This is a genomic window from Burkholderia sp. Bp9090, from assembly GCF_003857985.1.
Lineage (GTDB): Bacteria > Pseudomonadota > Gammaproteobacteria > Burkholderiales > Burkholderiaceae > Burkholderia.
In genome coordinates this window covers 156,610-174,415 of record NZ_QTPV01000008.1, presented here as the reverse complement: position 1 = coordinate 174,415, position 17,806 = coordinate 156,610, and the positions used below count along the sequence as shown (strand labels likewise).

The window sequence follows — 17,806 nt, the reverse complement described above, 5'->3', positions numbered from 1 at the left end:
CGCCGCGCATGCGTTACAGTGGATGCCATTGCGCCGCCCGACGGCCGGTCCGCGGGCGGCCCCACAGATCCGAACCGAACCGCTATCGTGTCCAAGTCCTCAGAAAAACTCGATCTCGCCACGCGTGCCGCGTGGCTCTACTACGTCGCGGGCGACACGCAGAACGAAATCGCCGAGAAGCTGCAGGTGTCGCGCCCGGTCGCGCAGCGCCTCGTCGCGTTCGCGGTCGAGAAGAACCTGATCCGCGTGCGCGTCGATCACCAGCTCGCCGACTGCCTCGAGCTCGGCGCGCAGCTGTCGAAACGCTACGGGCTCACGATGTGCGAAGTCGTGCCCGTCGATGCCGATGCGGCCGAAGCGATCGACCGCAAGCTCGCGGTCGCCGGCGCGCAGGTGATGGAGCGCTACCTGAACGAGACGCGCCCGATGGTGATCGCCGTCAGCAGCGGCCGGACGCTGAAGGCGGCGGTCGCGCAGATCGCGCAGATCGAGCGGCCGCAGCACCGGCTCGTGTCGATGGTCGGCGCGATCGCCGCCGACGGCTCGTCGAACCGCTACGACGTCGCGCAGTACATCTCCGAGAAAACCGGCGGCAAGCACTTCCTGCTGCCCGCGCCGCTGTTCGCCGACAGCGACGCCGAGCGCGCGCAATGGTGCAATCACCGGCTGTACCGGATCGTCGACGCGCTGTCGGCGCAGGCCGACGTCGCGTTCGTCGGGATCGGCAACATCGGCCCGCACTGCCCGCTCTATGAAGACGGCTTCATCACCGAACAGGAACGCGACGAGATGACCGCGCTCGGCGCGGTGGCCGAACTGCTCGGCGTGCCGATCGATGCGCAGGGCCGGCTCGTCGACGTGTCGACGAGCGCGCGCGTGACGAGCGTCGCGCTCGACGCGCCGCCGAAGCGCCCGACGATCGCGTTCGCGGGCGGCCCGAAGAAGCGCGACGCGGTGATCGCCGCGCTGCGCGGCGGCTGGCTGTCGGGGCTCGTCACCGACGAAACCTGCGCACGCGCGGCGCTCGACGCGAAGGCGGCCTGACGCCTCCGCACGCTCACGCGGCCGCGCGCGGCGCCGGAAACGCATGCCGGCGCGCGCGCCATGCGCCGAGCCACGCAGCCGCCAGCAGCACGACCAGCACCCACGGAATCGCGCCCGCGCCCGTCGCGCCGAGCAGCATCCCGCCCGCGATGCCGCCGCCCGCGATCGCGAGGTTCCACACCGTCACGAGCATCGACTGCGCGACGTCGGCCGCATCGCCCGCCGCGTTCGCGGTGGCCGTCTGGAACAGCGTCGGCGCGCCGCCGAACGCGAGCCCCCACAGCGCGACACCCGCATAAACGATCGTCATCCCGGACCCGGCACCGAGCATCGCCGCCGCAAGCGCGAACAGCGCGATGCTCGCGAGCGTCAGCCGCCGCTGCGCGGCGCCGATCCATGCGCCCGTCAGCGCGATGCCGACCAGCGACGCGATACCGAACACGAACAGCGCCGCATCGACCTGCGCGCCCATCCGCACGCCGGCAAGGAACGGCGCAACGTACGTGTACAGCATGTTGTGCGCGAGCACATAGGCGAACATCACGACCAGCACCGGCCCCACGCCGGGCAGTGCGATCACGCCGAGCACCGGCTCGCGGGCGCCGGCGGGCTGTCCCGGATAGTCGGGCACGCGCAACCGGATCCAGCCGATCAGCGCGAGCGCCGCGACCGTGATGCCCGCGAACGCGATGCGCCAGCCGAACATCGCGCCGAGCGCGGTGCCGGCCGGGATGCCGATCGACATCGCGACCGGCGCGCCGAGCATCGCGACCGCGATCGCCCGGCCGCGCAGCGATGCGTCGACCATCCGGCTCGCATAGCCGGCCAAGAGCGCCCACAACAGCCCGGCCGACATGCCCGCGACGAAGCGCGCGGCGAGCGTGAGCGCGTAATACGGCGACGCGGCCGTCAATGCATTCGACACGACGAACCCGGCAAGCGCCGCGAGCAGCAGCCGGCGCCTGCGCATCGCGCGCGTCGCGGCGACGAGCGGGATCGCCGCGACGATCGAGCCGAGCGCGTAGACGGTCACGAGCTGGCCGATCAACGCCTCGGTCACGCGCAGGTCGATGCTCATCAACGGGAGCAAGCCGGCCGGCAACGCTTCGGTGAGGATCGTGATGAACCCGGCGGTGGCGAGCGCCAGCAGGTTCGCGACCGGCAGGCGTTCGCGCACCGGTGCGGACAGACCGGACGCCGGGTCGGCGACGCGGTCGGAAGCGCGGTCGGGAACGGATACGCACTCGCTCATGCCGCGCTCCGGTCGTCGACGCCATACACCGCGTCGCGCACGTCGGTGACGACACGCCCGTGCATCCCTTCGTACAACGTATTGGTCAGCGCGACGACCGTCAGCCCGGCCGCGCGGTCGACGAACCACGCATGCCCGTACGCACCGCCCCAGCGCCACGTGCCGACCGACTCCGGCGACTGCGCGGCCGCCGGATCGCGCAGCACCGAAAAACCGAGCCCGAAACCGAATCCCGGCGCGTCCGGCAGGTCGTGCGCGCCCGGCTGCACGCGCGCCATCTCATTGATCCAGCGGCGCGCGAGCCAGCCGTCGCGGCCGGTGCGCAACGCATCGAGCAGCGTCATGCAGTCGCGCGCGGTGCCCACCATTCCCGCGCCGCCCGACGGCCACGCGGCCGCGTCGAACGCGCGCGCCGGCGCGAAGCGGATGCCGACCGTGCCGTCGTACACCGGCGCGAGATCGTCGTCGGCCATCCGGCGCGGCGCGCCCGGCGTGCTGACGTACGGCGTCGCGAAGCGCGCGGCGTCGTGCGAGAAGAACGCGGTGTCGGTCATCCCGAGCGGCGTCGTGACGAGCGCGGCCACGGCTTCGGCGAGCGGCCGGCCGTCGACCGCCTCGATCAGCGCGCCGACCACGTCGGTCGCGAGCGAGTAGTCCCACGACGTGCCGGGCGCGAACCGCAGCGGCACGCCGGCGATGCGCCGCACGTTCTCCGCGAGCGACAGGTCCGCGCGGTCCATCCCGTCGGACACGCCGGCACGCGCATACGGGCCGTCGGCGTCGGCTTCGAGGAAGCGGTAGCCGAGCCCGGCCGTATGCGACAGCAGATGACGCAACGTGATGTCGGCCGGCGTGCCGTCGGGCAGCGTCGGCCGGAACGCGGGCAACCAGCGCGCGACCGGCTCGTCGAGCCCGATGCGCCCCGCCGCGACCAGCCGCATCGCGGCGGCCGTCACGATCGGCTTCGATACCGATGCGAGCCGGAACAGCGTGTCCTCCCGCATCGGCGTGCCGGCCTCGCGATCGGCCAGACCGGCCGCGCGCGCATAGCGAAGTTGGCCGTGGCGGGCGACCAGCACGACCGCGCCGACCACGCGCGCATCGGCCAGCGCGCGATCGAGCGCGGTGTCGAGGCGCTCGGGCAGCGCGGCGTCGGCATCCGGTTCGGCGCGGTGGGCGGTGACAGGCAGGGATGACATGGCGTGACCTCGAACAGTGAAGGAACGCCCATCGTAGGGAGCCGGCGCGAGAAGAAAAACCGGGTTAGAGTTCCGGACACTCCGGACATCGATGTCCGCAATCGAGAACCAGCATGGAAAATCTTGGCGGCTTCGTCGTGTTCGTCCAGGTCGCGGAAACGCGCAGTTTCGTCGCGGCCGGCCGCGCGCTCGGGCTGTCGGCGTCGGCGATCGGCAAGCGCATCGCGCGGCTCGAGGCGCGGCTGAACGTAAGGCTCTTTCACCGCAGCACGCGCAGCATCACGCTGACCGCGGAAGGCACGCGCTTCCTGGAACGGTGCCGACGCGTGATCGCCGAGATCGACGCGGCCGAGCAGGAACTGACGCACAGCGCCGAAGCGCCGCGCGGGCGCCTGCGCGTGAGCCTGCCGACGATCGGCACGCTGCTGCTGCCGCTGCTCGCCGATTTCATGGCCGCATATCCGGAGATCGAACTCGACATCGATTTCAGCGACCGCCTCGTCGACGTCGTCGAGGAAGGCTTCGACGCCGTGCTGCGCACCGGCCAGCCGACGGATTCACGGCTGTCGTCGCGGCTGCTCCGCCATTTCCGCCAGCACCTCGTCGCGTCGCCCGACTACCTCGCGCGGCACGGCACGCCGCGCACGCCGGCCGATCTCGCGCAGCATCGCTGCCTGCACTACCGCTTTCCGAGCAGCGGCAAGCTCGAGACCTGGCCGCTGCGCGTGCCGCATGCGAGTACGCCGCCCGAGGTGCCGGTCGCGATGGTCAGCAACAGCGCGGAAGCGCGCCTGTGCTTCACGCTGCGCGGGCTCGGCATCGCGTGCCTGCCCGAGTTCTTCGTGCGCGACGCGCTCGACGACGGCACGTTGTGCGCGGTGCTCGACGAACACGTCGCGAGCTGCACGCCGATCTACGTCCTGTGGCCGTCAGGCCGCCATCCGACGCCGAAACTGCGCGCCTTCGTCGATTACATGGCCGACCACCTGCGGCTCTGACCGGCGCGCGCCCTCACGCCGCCTTCGCGTGCGCGCTCAAGCGCCGGAACGCCTGGCCTTGCTCGTCGAACAGGTGGCAGTGCTCGGCCTGCGCATGCACGTGCAGCGCCTCGCCGGTGCGGTACGTGTCGAGCGGCGGAATCCGCGCGATCAGCCCGTCCGGCGCGACCGCCGACTCCGCATACAGGTACGCGGCATCGCCGAGCGATTCGACGGCCATCGTCCGCGCGGCCACGCCGGTCTCCGCCTGCCCCACCATCAGATGCTCGGGCCGCACGCCGACGGTCACCGCCGCGCCGCGCAGCAGTCCGGCCGCCTCGACCGCGACGCGCTGCGTCTCGCCGCTGCCGAAGCGCACCAGCACGCCGGCCGCGTCGACCGACTCGACGGTGCCTTTCAGGAAGTTCATCTTCGGCGAGCCGATGAAGCCCGCGACGAACTGGTTGGCCGGCGCGTGGTACAGCGCGTTCGGCGTGCCGACCTGCTGCACCGCGCCGCCCGACAGCACGACGATCTTGTCGGCGAGCGTCATCGCCTCGACCTGGTCGTGCGTCACGTAGATCATCGTGGTCTTCAGCTCGTCGTGCAGCCGCGCGAATTCCAGCCGCATCTTCACGCGCAGCGCCGCGTCGAGGTTCGACAACGGCTCGTCGAACAGGAACACCTTCGGCTTGCGCGTGATCGCGCGGCCGATCGCGACGCGCTGCCGCTGGCCGCCCGACAGCTGCTTCGGCTTGCGGTCGAGCAGGTGGTCGATGTGCAGGATCTTCGCGGCCTGCTTCACCGCCTGGTCGATCTCGGGCTTCTTCGCGCCGGCGAGCTTCAGGCCGAACGCCATGTTGTCGTACAGCGTCATGTGCGGGTACAGCGCATACGACTGGAACACCATCGCGATGCCGCGCTTCGCGCTCGGCACGTCGTTGACCTTCGCGCCGTCGATCAGCAGTTCGCCGCTCGAGATGTCCTCGAGCCCGGCGATCATCCGCATCAGCGTGGATTTGCCGCAGCCGCTCGGCCCGACGAACACGACGAATTCGCCGTCGGCGATGTCGAGGTTCACGTTGCGCAGCACTTCGGTGTCGTCGTAGCGCTTCGCGATGTTGCGCAGGAGCACGCTTGCCATGGTCTGTCTCCGTTCGTTCGTGATGCGCCGCGTTGAAGGCGGCGCGCATTCGTTCCTGGTTGCTAGCCCGGCAGCACCGCGCCAGTCGCCTGCCAGCGCGCGACGTAGCCGGGCAGCTCGTGCATGTCGTCGAATACGTGACGCGCGCCGATCCCGCGCAACGCGTCGATCTGCGCGGCCGACGCATGCCCGCCGCCGACGAAGCCGAGCACGGTCATGCCGGCCGCGGCGGCCGCGGTGATGCCGGTCACGCTGTCCTCGACGACGAGGCACTGCGCGGGCACCGCGCCGAGCGCACGCGCGGCCGCGAGATACACGTCGGGCGCCGGCTTCGGCCTCGCCACGGCGTCCGCGCAGAACAGCCGGTCGCCGAAGAAGCGCGCGAGGCCGGTGCGCGCGAGCGCCGCCTCGACGTACGCGCGGTAGCTGTTGCTCGCGCACGCGGTCGTCAGGTTGAGCGCCGCGAGGGCCTTGTCGATGCCGTCGACCATCGGCGCGTTGACGGCCGCCGCCTCGACCGCGCGGCGGATCGCGTCGACGTCGCCGGCCGACAGCGTGCGGCCGACGGCCTCGCCCGCGCCGGCCAGCACGCGCTCGATGCGCAGCCCGAGCAGCGGCATCACCGCCGGCCGCGCGTCGACACCCGGCCAGCGCGCATCGAGCTCGCGCACGATCACGTCGGCGGCGACGGCCTCGCTGTCGATCAGCACGCCGTCGCAGTCGCAGATCAGCACGTTCATCCCGTGACCGAACGCGCGTTCGCCGGCCGCACCTTCGCCGGTAGCGCTCATTTGACCGCCCCGAACGTGAGCCCGCGCACGAGCTGCTTCTGCGACAGCCAGCCGACGATCAGGATCGGCGCGACCGCGAGCAGGGAAGCCGCGGACAGCTTCGCCCAGAACAGCCCCTCGGGGCTCGAGTACGACGCGATGAACACGGTCAGCGGCGCGGCGTTCGAGCTCGACAGGTTGATGCTCCAGAACGCCTCGTTCCACGACAGGATCACGAGCAGCAGCGCGGTGGACGCGAGCCCCGGCAGCGCCATCGGCATCAGCAGGTAGACGATCTCCTGCCACGTCGACGCGCCGTCGATGCGCCCCGCTTCGAGGATGTCCTTCGGGATCTCGTTGAAGTACGTGAAGGTCATCCACACCGCGATCGGCAGGTTGATCAGCGTGTACACGATCACGAGGCCCGACACGGTATCGAGCAGCCCCGCGTTCTTCCACAGCAGGTAGATCGGCACGAGCACGCCGACCGACGGCATCATCTTGGTCGACAGCATCCACAGCAGCACCTTCTGCGTGCGGTGGTTCGGGAAGAACGCCATGGCGTAGGCCGCCGGCACCGCGAGCAGCAGCGAGATCACCGTGACGCCGGCCGAGATCAGCACCGAGTTCCACGCGAACGAGAAGTAGTTGCTGCGCGCGAACACCTCGCGGAAGCTGTCGAGCGTCGGCATGAAGAACAGCGTCGACGCATACGCCTGCTGCTCGGTCTTGAACGCGGTGATCGCCATCCAGAAGATCGGGAAGAACAGCAGCAGCGCGAGCAGCCACGCGAGCGCACCGGGCAGCGCGCGCCGCACGAGGTCGAATGCAGCCGGCGCGCGCCGGCCTTCCAAAGTCAGGTCGCTCATTTCTCGTACTCCCCCTTCAGGTTGCGCGCGAGCATCCGCACCAGGAAGAACGACACGACGTTCGCGACCACGACGGCGATGATCCCGCCCGCGGATGCGAGGCCGACGTCGAACTGCTGCAGGCCGAGCGCATAGATCAGGTACGACAGGTTGGTCGTCGCATCGCCCGGGCCGCCGCCCGTCGTCGTGTAGATCTCCGCGAAGATCGACAGCAGGAAGATCGTCTCCATCATCACGACCACGGCGATCGCGCGCTTCAGGTGCGGCAGCGTGATGTAGAAGAACATCGCGATCGGGCCCGCGCCGTCGATGCGCGCGGCTTCCTTCTGCTCCTGGTCGAGCGACTGGATCGCGGTGAACAGGATCAGGAACGCGAACGGCAGCCACTGCCACGCGACGATGATGATCACGGCGGTGAGCGGATAATCGGCGAACCAGTCGATCGGCGTCATCCCGAGCGCGCGCATCGCGTTCGCGACGAGCCCGTACACCGGATGCAGGATCATGTTCTTCCAGATCAGCGCGGCGACCGTCGGCATCACGAAGAACGGCGCGATCGCGAGCAGGCGGGCCACGCCTTGCCCGTAGAATTTGCGGTCGAACAGCACGGCCATCAGCACGCCGCCGACCACGGTGATCGCGAGCACCGCGCCGATCAGCACGAGCGTGTGCCAGATCGCGGGCAGGAACGACGGATCGGTCGCGAGGAAGCGGTAGTTATCGATCCCGGCGAAGCCCTTCACGTCCGGGTTCAGCAGGTTGTAGCGCGAGAACGAATACCAGATCGTCATCGCGAGCGGGATCGACATCCACAGCAGCAGCACCGCGACGGACGGCGACACGAGCCAGCTGGCGCCGCCGCGCGCGCGGCGCGGCGCGCCCGGCGGCGACGATGCGTCGCCGACCGGCGACGCGTGGCTCAGGGGAAGACGCAAATGACGCATGATCGGAGTCCCTCCGGTTGAGACGCGGGCACGAACGGCCGGCCCGCCTTGCTGCATCGGCGACGCGCACCGTGCGCGGCGGCGCGCACGGTGCCAGCCGCGTTACTTCTTGTAGCCGGCCTGCCGGACCGCGCGGTCGGCCGCCGCCTGCCCGGCGGCGAGCGCCTGGTCGACCGTCATCTGGCCGGCCACCGCACCCGCGATCGCCTGCCCGACCACCGTGCCGAACGACTGGAATTCAGGAATCCCGACGTACTGCACACCCGTGTACGGCACCTTCTTCAGCGACGGATCGCTCGGGTCGGCCGTCTCGATCGCCTTCAGCACGAAGTCCGAGAACGGCGCGGCGGCCTTGTACTCGGCGCGCTGGTAGGTCGACGTGCGGGTGCCCGGCGGCACCGACGCCCAGCCTTCGTCCTTGCCGACCATCTCGATGTACTGCTTCGACGTCGCCCATGCGATGAACTTGCGCGCGGCGTCCTGTTGCTTCGACGTCTTCGGCACGGCCAGCGCCCACGCCCACAGCCAGTGCGAGCCCTTCGGCGTGGCGGCGACCGGCGCGGCGGCGAAGCCGATCCGGTCGGCGACCTGCGACTGCTGTTTGTTATAGAGCATCCCGGCCGCGACCGTCGCGTCGATCCACATCGCGCACTTGCCCGACGCGGTCAGGGTCAGGTTCTCGTTGAAGCCGTTCGAGCTCGCTCCCGGCGGGCCGTCCTTCTTCAGCAGGTTCACGTAGAAGCCGATCGCCTTCTTCCATTCCGGCGACGTGAGCTGCGCGTTCCAGTTGTCGTCGAACCAGCGCCCGCCGAACGTGTTCACGACCGTCGACACGTACGCCATGTTCTCGCCCCAGCCGGCCTTGCCGCGCAGGCAGATGCCGTAGGTGCCCTTCGCCTTGTCGGTGAGCTTGTCCGCGAACTCGGCGATCTGGTCGTAGGTCGGCTGGTCGGGCATCTTGAGCCCCTTCGCCGCGAACAGGTCCTTGCGGTAGAACGTCATCGAGCTCTCGACGTAGAACGGCAGCGCATACAGCTGGCCGTTGTACGACAGGCTGTCGCGCGCGGTCTTCACGATGTCGTTCAGGTCGTAGTCGGCGGGCAGCCCCGTGATCGGCGCGAGCCAGCCGCGCTTGCCCCACTGCGGCGTCTCGTAGGTGCCGATCGCCATCACGTCGAACTGGCCGCTGCCGGTCGTGATGTCGGTGGTCGCGCGCTGGCGCAGCACGTTCTCCTCGAGGATCACCCAGTTCAGCTTGATATCCGGGTTCGCCTTCTCGAACGCCGGCGACAGCTTCTTCAACTCGATCATGTCCGGGTTGTTCAGCGTCGCGATCGTCAGCGTGCCGGCGGACGCCGCGCACGCGGCCGTCGCGAGCGCGGCCCCGGCGAAGCAGCGTACGGCGGCATCGAGCATCTTTCGTTGCATGGCATGTCTCCTGTGATTGTTCGAACTGTCGTCGGTGTTGCGTATTGCGTATTGCGTGTGTCGCGTTGCTGCACTTCCTTCGCGGCCCGTCACGCCGGCCGCTGCATCCCGCACGCGCGCGCATAGTGCGCGATCACGTCGCGTATCCGGTGGCGCACCCAGGCGCGCGGCTCCTTCGCGAGGCCGCCCGCGCGGCACGCCGCGTACACGTCCGGCAGCCACTGCGCGACGAGCGTTTCGGGCACCGGCTGGCGAGCGAGGTTGTCGAACAACTGCTCGACCGCCGCCGCGACGGCCGGCTGCAGCCAGTAGTAGCGGATCCGGTCGCTGTAGCTGAACTGGCGCGCGAGCCGCTGCTCGGTCTCGTCGCCGCGGTAATACGGCGCCCAGTGCTCGGGCTGCGCGCGCATCGCGGCGTCGACCACGTCGCGCAACCGCGAGCGCTGCGCGCCGTCGCCGATCAGCGCGTCCTCGATGAAGGTGAGCGCGAACAGCGCCTCGCGCAGCGCGAAGGTCAGCGCGGGGCCGACCTTCAGCACCGCGAAGTGGTCGCGCACGAGCTCGGCGAGCGCGCCTTCGGTCTGGTAGTCGGTCGAATGCGCTTCGAACACGAGGCGCGGCGTGCGCAGGATGCTTGCACCGAGCGATGCGGCCTTCGCGCTGTCGTAGTCGAGCACGTGGCGATCGTCGAAATCGACGCCCGGCTGCGCGACGATCGCGACCACGCGCGTCCATGCGTCGTCGAGCCCGGCCGCCGCGAATGCGCTGCGATGCGCGTCGAGCGTCGCCGCGATGCTGTCGCTGCGCGTGACCGCGATCCGCGCGATCGCATCGCCGGCTGCGTCGCCGGCCACTTCGCCGCCCGGCGTCGGCACCTCGGTGCCGATCACGTAGACGGGCGCGACGCCGGCGCGCGCCGCCGCGTCTTCGGCCGCGCGGCACAGCCCGGCCGCGCGCGCGGCGATCGTCCGGTCGTCGAGCCGCGCCGGATCGTCCGCGCACGCCATGCTCGCATCGAGGTGGATCTTCTCGAACCCGGCTTCGACATACGCGGCGACCATCGCCGCCGCTTCGCGCATCGCGTCGGCCGCGCGGCGGTGCCGCCACGGGTTCGGTCCCAGATGGTCGCCGCCGAGCACCAGCGCCGACGGCGCGAGCCCGCAGCGCTGCGCGATCGCATCGACGTCGCGCCGGAAATCGGCGGGCGTCATGCCCGTATAGCCGCCGAGATGGTTCACCTGGTTGCAGGTCGCCTCGATCAGGAGCGGCGAGCCGTCCGTGCGCGCGGCCTCGCACGCGGCCTCCAGCACGAGCCGGTGCGCGCTGCAGACCGAATAGATGCCGCGCTGCGCCTGCGCGCGGTTCGCGTCGAAGATCATCCGCAGCACGGCGCCGGCGTGCGCGCTGCGCGGGCGTTCGGCAGTGGAAGTCAGGCCGGGCATGCGACACCTCGTTCGGTCAGGAAGCGGTCGATCTCGGCCGCGCTGCTGTTGCCCTCCATCGGGCCGCGCCGCGTGACCGCGATCGCGCCGGCCGCGTTCGCGCGGCGCAGTGCGACGTCGATCGGCAGGCCGGTGACGAGACTCGCGACCAGCGTGCCGCCGAAGCAGTCGCCGGCGCCGGTCGGGTCGCGTTCGTCGACGGGATAAGCCGGCGCGTCGACGCGGCTCGCGCGGTCGAACGCCACGCTGCCGGCCGCGCCGCGCTTGAGCACGACGCGTTCGAGCAGCGGATGCGTCGCGAGCAGCCCGGCGATCGCGCGCTCGGCCGGCTGCGGCCCGCAGAAGAACGGCAGGTCGGCCTCGCTCGGCAGGAACAGGTGGCACGCGGCGAGCAGCGTGTCGAGCGCCGCGCGCATCGGGCGGAAGCTCAGCATCTCGGGCCGCACGTTCGGGTCGAACGACACCTTCGCGCCGGCGCGCGCCGCCTCGATCACGCCGCGCTGGACCGCCGCGATCGCCGATTCGCTCGTCAGCGACGAGCCCATCACGTGGAAATAGCGGCAGCCGTCGAACATCGCGGTGTCGACGTCGGATGCGGCGACGCACGCGGCCGCGCTGGTCGACAGGCTGAACACGAAGCTGCGCGAACCGTCGTCGCGATACGCGACGAACGCGGTGCCGGTCGGACGTGCGACGCGACGGATGCGCGCGACGTCGACGCCATCGCGCTCGAGCCGCGCGACGATCGCGTCGCCGAACGCGTCGCGGCCGACGCAGCCCGCATACGCGACGCGCACGCCGAGCCGCGCGGCCTGGTCGGCGAAGATCGCCGGCGCGCCGCTCGGGAACGGGCCCGCGAACAGGCCCGGCACGTCGAAGCCCTGGCCGCGCTCGGCGGCGACGAATTCGGCCAGCAGTTCGCCGGCAACCACGATCTCCGCCATCATGCGTGTCCTCGTGCGGCGGCGGCCGCGCGCGGCACGAACGCCAGGGGTAAGCGTGCGAGCGGCGCCACTTCAGCTCATCCAGTTGCCGCCGTCGACGTTCAGCGTCTGGGCGGTGATGTAGTCGGCGTCGGCCGACGCGAGGAACAGCGCGGCGCCCGTCAGGTCGCCCGGCACGCCCATCCGCCCGAGCGGCACGGCAACGCCTACGAGCCGCTTCTTCTCGCCGAGCGGCCGGTTCTCGTAGCGCGCGAACAACGCATCGACCTGCTCCCACATCGGCGTGTCGACCACGCCCGGCGCGATGCCGTTCACGTTGATCCGGTGCGGTGCGAGCGCGAGCGCGGCCGACTGCGTATAGCTGATCACCGCGGCCTTGGTCGCGCAGTAGTGCGAAACGAGTGCCTCGCCGCGACGCCCCGCCTGCGATGACATGTTGACGATCTTGCCGCCGCGGCCCTGCTCGACCATCCGCTGCGCGACCGCCTGCATCAGGAAGAACAGCCCTTTCACGTTGACCGCGAACAGCCGGTCGAACACGTCCCAGGATTCGTCGAGGAGCGGGCGCATGTCGAACAGCGCCGCGTTGTTGAACAGGATGTCGACGCCGCCGAAGCGCTCGACCGCGGTCGCGACGATGCGCGCGATGTCGTCGCGGCGCGTGACGTCCGCGGTAACGGCCACCGCCCGGCCGGGATTTTGCTCGATCAGCCGCGCGAGCGAGCCGCTCGGCGGCTTCACGTCGACCAGCACGCAGCGCGCGCCCTCGTCCAGATAGCGTTGCGCGACCGCTTCGCCGATACCGCTTGCCGCGCCCGTCAGGATCGCGACCTTGTCTGCCAGTCTCACTGGTTGTCTCCGGTTCGTTCTGCTGCACGAAGGCCGCGAGGTGAGCGAACGCTCGCCGGCCGATCAATTGCTCTGTTGTTGATCGAATGATCGGATACGCGATTCATGCTGTCAAGGCGACACGGCGGCTTTCGATGATGCGCTGCGGCACGGCCGCGCCGTGCGCCGGCCGGCGACCCGCGCCCGGCAAGGCGCGGCGGGCTGGGTGCGGCGCGGCTGAAACGGCGCTGAAGGGGACAGAGCGCGTGCATCGGCAGGAATTCGGGCTGCACGGCATGGAGATACGTTATATCATCGCGATACTTCGTTTCATTGCCTGCTTCACGCCATGGCCACCTCATCGCCCATCGACGCCCGGCTGTCCCGGGCCGACGCATTCGCCGCCGAGCACGGGCTCGCGTGGACGCCGCTGCGCCGCCAGGTCTACGAACGCGTGCTGGCCGCGCAGCGCCCGATCGGCGCGTACGACCTGCTCGCCGAGCTCGAGCCCCAACGCGGCCGCGTGCCGCCCACGACCGTCTATCGCGCGCTGGATTTCCTCGTCGAGCACGGCTTCATCCACCGGATCGAATCGAAGAACGCGTTCTTCGCGTGCTGCGAGATCGGCGTGCCGCACGAAGGCCAGTTCCTGATCTGCGATTCGTGCGGCGAGACCGTCGAGATCCCGGGCAGCGACCTCGCGAAACAGTTGTCCGCGAGCGAGCCCGCGCACGGGTTCGAAGTCCACCACCAGGTCGTCGAGCTGAACGGCCTGTGCGGGCACTGCAAGGGCAAGCCCGCGCAACGCTGACACCGCACCGCGCGGCGCACGGCGCCGCCCCTTCCAATGAGGAGTTCCATGTCCATTGCCCTGAAGCGCGCGCCGCGGCGCGCCCTGCCGCTTGCCCGCCTGCTGGCCGCTGCTGCTGCCGCGCTGTCGATCGCGGCGCCCGCGTTCGCGCAGGCCGCGACCGTCAACGTGGTCGCCGCCGAGAATTTCTATGGCGACGTCGCGTCGCAGATCGGCGGCCGCCATGTCGCGGTAACCAGCATCCTCAGCAGTCCCGACCAGGATCCGCACCTGTTCGAAGCGAGCCCGAAGACCGCGCGCGCGCTGCAGCACGCGCAGGTCGTGATCTACAACGGGGCGAACTACGACCCGTGGATGGCCAAGCTGCTGTCCGCATCGAAGCAGGCCAGGCGCGCGACGATCGTCGTCGCGGATCTCGTCGGCAAGAAGGCCGGCGACAACCCGCACCTGTGGTACGACCCGGCGACCATGCCGGCCGCGGCGCGCGCGATCGCGGCCGAGCTCGGCCGGGCCGACCCGGCGAACAAGGCCGACTACGACGCGAACCTGCAGAAGTTCGTCGCGTCGCTGAAGCCGATCGACGACAAGGTCGCCGCGCTGCGCGCGCAGTACAAGGGCGTGCCGGTGACGGCCACCGAGCCGGTGTTCGGCTACATGTCGGATGCGATCGGCCTCGACATGCGCAACCAGCGCTTCCAGCTCGCGACGATGAACGACACCGAAGCCAGCGCGCAGGACGTCGCCGCGTTCGAGAACGACCTGCGCAAGAAGCAGGTGCGCGTGCTGATCTACAACAGCCAGGCCGAAGCGCCGATGACCAAGCGCCTGCTGAAGGTCGCGCGCGACGGCGGCGTGCCGAGCGTCAGCGTCACCGAGACGCAGCCGGCCGGCAAGACCTTCCAGCAATGGATGGCCGGCCAGCTCGACGCGCTCGCGGCCGCGCTTTCCGCCAGCAAGAAATGATTCACGCTACGACATGACCGCCACTCCCCACGCACTCGCACTCGATCGCGTCACGCTCGAACTGGGCGGACGCACGATCCTGCGCAACGTGAGCTTCTCGATCGAACCCGGCGAATTCGTCGGCGTGCTCGGGCCGAACGGCGCGGGCAAGACGACGCTGATGCGCGCGGTGCTCGGCCTCGTGCCCGTCACGGGTGGCACGCTGTCGGTCGGCGGCGTGCCGGTCGTGCGCGGCAACGCGTCGATCGGCTACATGCCGCAGATCAGAAGCGGCCTCGCGAATCGCCGGATGCGCGGCTACGACTTCGTCGCGATGGCCGCCGACGGCCACCGCTGGGGGCTGCCGCACACGAACGCCGCGACGCGGCGCGACGTCGACCGCGTGCTCGACCTCGTCGGCGGCCCGACACTCGCGCGCCGGCCGCTGTCGGAACTGTCGGGCGGCGAGCGGCAGCGCCTGCTGCTCGCGCAGTGCCTGCTCGGCAGCCCGAAGCTGCTGCTGCTCGACGAGCCGCTGATCAGCCTCGACCCGAACCACCAGCGCGGCGTCGTCGAACTCGTGCGCAACGTCCAGCGCGAGCTCGGCATCACCGTGCTGTTTTCCGCGCACGAACTGAATCCGCTGCTGAACGCGCTCGACCGCGTGCTGTATCTCGGCAACGGCGTCGCGGCGCTCGGCACCGTCGACGAGGTGATCACGAAACCCGTGCTGTCGCGCCTGTACGGCTCGCCGATCGACGTGATGCGCGTGAACGGCAGGATCTTCGTGATGTCGGGCGACGTCGAAATCGAGAAGCACGATCACGAACACGAGGACGACGACGGCCACTCGCACGGCGGCGGCGATCACGATCACGGTCACCACCACCACGGACACGCTCATCCCGGGCATTCGCACGATGTTTGAATACGACTTCATGATCAACGCGTTCGCCGCGTCGGGGATCGTCGCGGTGCTCGCGGGCATCGTCGGCTACTTCCTGGTGCTGCGCGGACAAACCTTCGCCGGCCACGCGCTGTCGCACGTCGGCTTCACCGGCGCGACCGGCGCGGTGCTGCTCGGCATCTCGCCGATCTGGGGGATGGTCGGCTTCACGCTCGCGGCCGGGATCGGGATGGGCGCGCTCGGCGAACGGCTCGCGGGCCGCGACGTCGCGATCGGCGTAATCCTGTCGGGCGCGCTCGGCTTCGGGCTGCTGTTCCTGCATTTCTACACGTCGTTCGCGACGCAGGTCACCGCGCTGCTGTTCGGCAACGTGCTCGCGGTCAGCCACGATACGCTCGCGGTGCTGGCCGGCATCGGCGCGGTGAGCCTCGTCGCGCTCGCGCTGATCGCGCGGCCGCTGCTGTTCGCGTCGCTGCAGCCCGAGCTGGCCGAAGCCAAGGGCGTGTCGCTGCGCACGGTGTCGATGCTGTTCCTCGCGGTGTGCGCGCTCGCAGTGGCCGCGGCGACGCAGATCGTCGGCGTGCTGCTCGTGTTCACGCTGCTGGTCGGGCCGGCCGCGGCCGCGCAGAACGTGTCGACGCGGCTGTCGACCGGCGTGCTGCTCGCCGCGCTGTTCGCGCTGTTCGAAGCGTGGGCCGGGATCGCGCTTGCGTATCACACCGACTGGCCGACGAGTTTCTGGATCACCGCGCTGTCCGCGCTCGTGTATGGGGCGAGCCTGTTGCGGCGACGCACATGACGTTCAGCCGGCGCTCGACAGGGTGCGCAATCGCGCATGTCGGCACGCCCCCAAAGGCGTGCAGGGAATCAGCAGGGGATGCGTGACCATCGAATCGACGATCGATTACGCGCGACTGAGAAACTTGCTGACCGCGCAGAAGCCGGTTCCGATCCCCGGCCCCTCCGTGCGTGCGTACGGCACGATTACAGTCAAATGAAGCGAGCCGCGTACCGAGCCGCGGTGACCGCTTGGGCACTCGTGGCATCCGTGTCGCTTGCACGGCTGTGCCTCACTCACGAGTCGTTCGCACTGCCGATACCCGAGCGCGCGTGGGCTTGGCTCGTCACGCATGTTCCCGGATTCTGGGACGGCGAGTCGGGCGATGATCTCGTCATCGTCGTGCATTTGCTGATAGCGCTTGCGGTCGTGATACCGGTGACCTGGCTCGCCTTGCGCACGCTGCGAAAGTGGAAGCGCCGCGCCACTCGCTGATGGCGGATGGCGCGGCCGGTTTATCGCACTAACGTGCCAGCACCCGCGCATGATGCGCGACGTGATCGGCGATGAACGTCGAGATGAAGTAGTAACCGTGGTCGTAGCCCGCATGGCGGCGCAGCGTCAGCGGCTGGCCGGCTTTCGCGCACGCGGCTTCGAACACGTCGGGGTTCAGCTGGTTCGCGAGGAACTGGTCGGCGAGGCCCTGGTCGACGAGGATGCCGTCCGCGAACTTCGGCGCATCCGCGCGCGCGACGAGCTCGCTTGCGTCGTGCTCTTTCCATGCTTCGCGGTCGGCACCCAGATAACCCGAGAACGCCTTCTCGCCCCACGGGCAGCGCGTCGGCGCGGCGATCGGCGCGAACGCCGACGCCGACCGGTACAGGTCGGGGTGACGCAGCGCGAGCGTCAGCGCGCCGTGTCCGCCCATCGAGTGGCCGAAGATCCCGAGCCGCGCTCCGTCGATCGGCAGCTCGGCCGCGACGAGTTCGCGCAGCTCGCCCGTCACGTAGGACTCCATCCGGTAATGCGTCGACCACGGTGCTTGCGTCGCGTCGACATAGAAACCCGCGCCGACGCCGAAATCCCACGCCTCCGACTCGCCCGGCACACCCGCGCCGCGCGGGCTCGTGTCGGGCATCACGAGCGCGAGGCCGTGCTGTGCCGCGTACTGCTGCGCGCCGCCCTTGATCGCGAACGTCTCCTCGGTGCAGGTGAGCCCCGCGAGATAGAACAGCGCCGGCACGCGGCCGTGCGCCGCCTGCGGCGGCAGGTACACCGAGAACTTCATCGGCAGGCCGATCGCCTTCGAATCGTGGCGATAGAAGCGTTGCTCGCCACCGTGGCAAGCATGCGAAGAAACGAGTTCGAGCATGGGGTTCCCTTCCGTTCAATACAGCACGATCGGGCGAATCGATTCGCCCTTCTTCATCGGGTCGACGCCGTCGTCGAGCATCTCGCGCGGCAGCGCGTGCGTGATCAGGTCGCGCCGTGCCGCGCGACACGGCAAAGCCGTATCGTGTCCGGCAT

General features: G+C 70.0%; 18 protein-coding genes. 7 read left to right on the top strand and 11 right to left on the bottom strand.

The genetic code is table 11. From position 1 onward, the window contains the following. The first annotated feature begins 87 nt into the window (after positions 1 to 87). Entirely contained in the window at positions 88 to 1,044 is a 957-nt protein-coding gene (locus tag DIE16_RS10790; protein WP_044844466.1) for a sugar-binding transcriptional regulator, read from the top strand. A gap of 13 nt (positions 1,045 to 1,057) precedes the next feature. On the opposite strand, the gene DIE16_RS10785 is transcribed toward DIE16_RS10790, so the two are convergent. Continuing rightward, complete coding sequence (locus DIE16_RS10785) at positions 1,058 to 2,296, bottom strand: MFS transporter (RefSeq protein ID WP_124892263.1); 1,239 nt, start codon at positions 2,294 to 2,296, stop codon at positions 1,058 to 1,060. Continuing rightward, entirely contained in the window at positions 2,293 to 3,495 is a 1,203-nt protein-coding gene (locus DIE16_RS10780) for a serine hydrolase (protein WP_124892262.1), read from the bottom strand. The genes DIE16_RS10785 and DIE16_RS10780 overlap by 4 nt, the downstream gene beginning before the upstream one ends. Positions 3,496 to 3,608: 113 nt before the next feature. Here DIE16_RS10780 and DIE16_RS10775 point away from each other — a divergent pair, with 113 nt between their 5' ends. Then, on the top strand, positions 3,609 to 4,493 hold the full coding sequence (locus tag DIE16_RS10775; protein WP_124522973.1) for a LysR family transcriptional regulator: 885 nt from the start codon (positions 3,609 to 3,611) through the stop codon (positions 4,491 to 4,493). Between the two features lie 13 nt (positions 4,494 to 4,506). On the opposite strand, the gene DIE16_RS10770 is transcribed toward DIE16_RS10775, so the two are convergent. The 8 genes from DIE16_RS10770 to DIE16_RS10735 form a co-directional block, all read right to left on the bottom strand. Continuing rightward, positions 4,507 to 5,616, bottom strand: coding sequence for an ABC transporter ATP-binding protein (locus tag DIE16_RS10770; RefSeq protein ID WP_124570672.1), 1,110 nt, complete (start codon positions 5,614 to 5,616; stop codon positions 4,507 to 4,509). A 62-nt stretch (positions 5,617 to 5,678) separates the two neighbouring features. After that, positions 5,679 to 6,407 carry an HAD family phosphatase gene (locus tag DIE16_RS10765; protein ID WP_124522969.1) on the bottom strand — a complete coding sequence of 243 codons (729 nt, stop codon included), beginning with the start codon at positions 6,405 to 6,407 and terminating at the stop codon, positions 5,679 to 5,681. Continuing rightward, positions 6,404 to 7,255: a carbohydrate ABC transporter permease gene (locus tag DIE16_RS10760; protein ID WP_124486945.1), complete on the bottom strand. Its 852-nt coding sequence runs from the start codon at positions 7,253 to 7,255 to the stop codon at positions 6,404 to 6,406. Before DIE16_RS10760 ends, DIE16_RS10765 begins: the two co-directional genes overlap by 4 nt. After that, a complete protein-coding gene (locus DIE16_RS10755; RefSeq protein WP_044844473.1) occupies positions 7,252 to 8,199 on the bottom strand; it encodes a carbohydrate ABC transporter permease in 948 nt (315 codons plus the stop codon). Before DIE16_RS10755 ends, DIE16_RS10760 begins: the two co-directional genes overlap by 4 nt. Before the next feature lie 102 nt (positions 8,200 to 8,301). Further along, entirely contained in the window at positions 8,302 to 9,627 is a 1,326-nt protein-coding gene (locus DIE16_RS10750) for a sugar ABC transporter substrate-binding protein (RefSeq protein ID WP_124892261.1), read from the bottom strand. An 89-nt stretch (positions 9,628 to 9,716) separates the two neighbouring features. Continuing rightward, positions 9,717 to 11,069, bottom strand: a complete 1,353-nt coding sequence (locus DIE16_RS10745) for a D-tagatose-bisphosphate aldolase, class II, non-catalytic subunit (protein WP_124892260.1) — start codon at positions 11,067 to 11,069, stop codon at positions 9,717 to 9,719. Further along, positions 11,057 to 12,013 (bottom strand): sugar kinase, encoded by a 957-nt coding sequence (locus DIE16_RS10740; RefSeq protein ID WP_185733728.1) that lies wholly within the window; start codon positions 12,011 to 12,013, stop codon positions 11,057 to 11,059. The genes DIE16_RS10745 and DIE16_RS10740 overlap by 13 nt, the downstream gene beginning before the upstream one ends. A 72-nt stretch (positions 12,014 to 12,085) precedes the next feature. Then, positions 12,086 to 12,862, bottom strand: a complete 777-nt coding sequence (locus tag DIE16_RS10735; protein ID WP_124486942.1) for an L-iditol 2-dehydrogenase — start codon at positions 12,860 to 12,862, stop codon at positions 12,086 to 12,088. A 328-nt stretch (positions 12,863 to 13,190) separates the two neighbouring features. Here DIE16_RS10735 and DIE16_RS10730 point away from each other — a divergent pair, with 328 nt between their 5' ends. The 5 genes from DIE16_RS10730 (at position 13,191) to DIE16_RS10705 (ending at position 16,774) form a co-directional block, all read left to right on the top strand. Then, entirely contained in the window at positions 13,191 to 13,652 is a 462-nt protein-coding gene (locus tag DIE16_RS10730; protein WP_014896195.1) for a Fur family transcriptional regulator, read from the top strand. A 48-nt stretch (positions 13,653 to 13,700) separates the two neighbouring features. After that, entirely contained in the window at positions 13,701 to 14,615 is a 915-nt protein-coding gene (locus tag DIE16_RS10725; RefSeq protein WP_124892259.1) for a metal ABC transporter solute-binding protein, Zn/Mn family, read from the top strand. A gap of 13 nt (positions 14,616 to 14,628) precedes the next feature. After that, positions 14,629 to 15,522, top strand: a complete 894-nt coding sequence (locus DIE16_RS10720) for an ABC transporter ATP-binding protein (protein ID WP_124892258.1) — start codon at positions 14,629 to 14,631, stop codon at positions 15,520 to 15,522. Further along, the gene (locus DIE16_RS10715; RefSeq protein WP_044844479.1) at positions 15,515 to 16,300 is read left to right on the top strand and encodes a metal ABC transporter permease; all 786 of its coding nucleotides are present in this window, start codon (positions 15,515 to 15,517) and stop codon (positions 16,298 to 16,300) included. Before DIE16_RS10720 ends, DIE16_RS10715 begins: the two co-directional genes overlap by 8 nt. A gap of 195 nt (positions 16,301 to 16,495) precedes the next feature. After that, complete coding sequence (locus tag DIE16_RS10705) at positions 16,496 to 16,774, top strand: hypothetical protein (RefSeq protein WP_124892257.1); 279 nt, start codon at positions 16,496 to 16,498, stop codon at positions 16,772 to 16,774. 28 nt (positions 16,775 to 16,802) lie between these two features. On the opposite strand, the gene fghA is transcribed toward DIE16_RS10705, so the two are convergent. Then, positions 16,803 to 17,651 carry an S-formylglutathione hydrolase gene (gene fghA / locus DIE16_RS10700; protein ID WP_124892256.1) on the bottom strand — a complete coding sequence of 283 codons (849 nt, stop codon included), beginning with the start codon at positions 17,649 to 17,651 and terminating at the stop codon, positions 16,803 to 16,805. Positions 17,652 to 17,806: the final 155 nt, after the last annotated feature.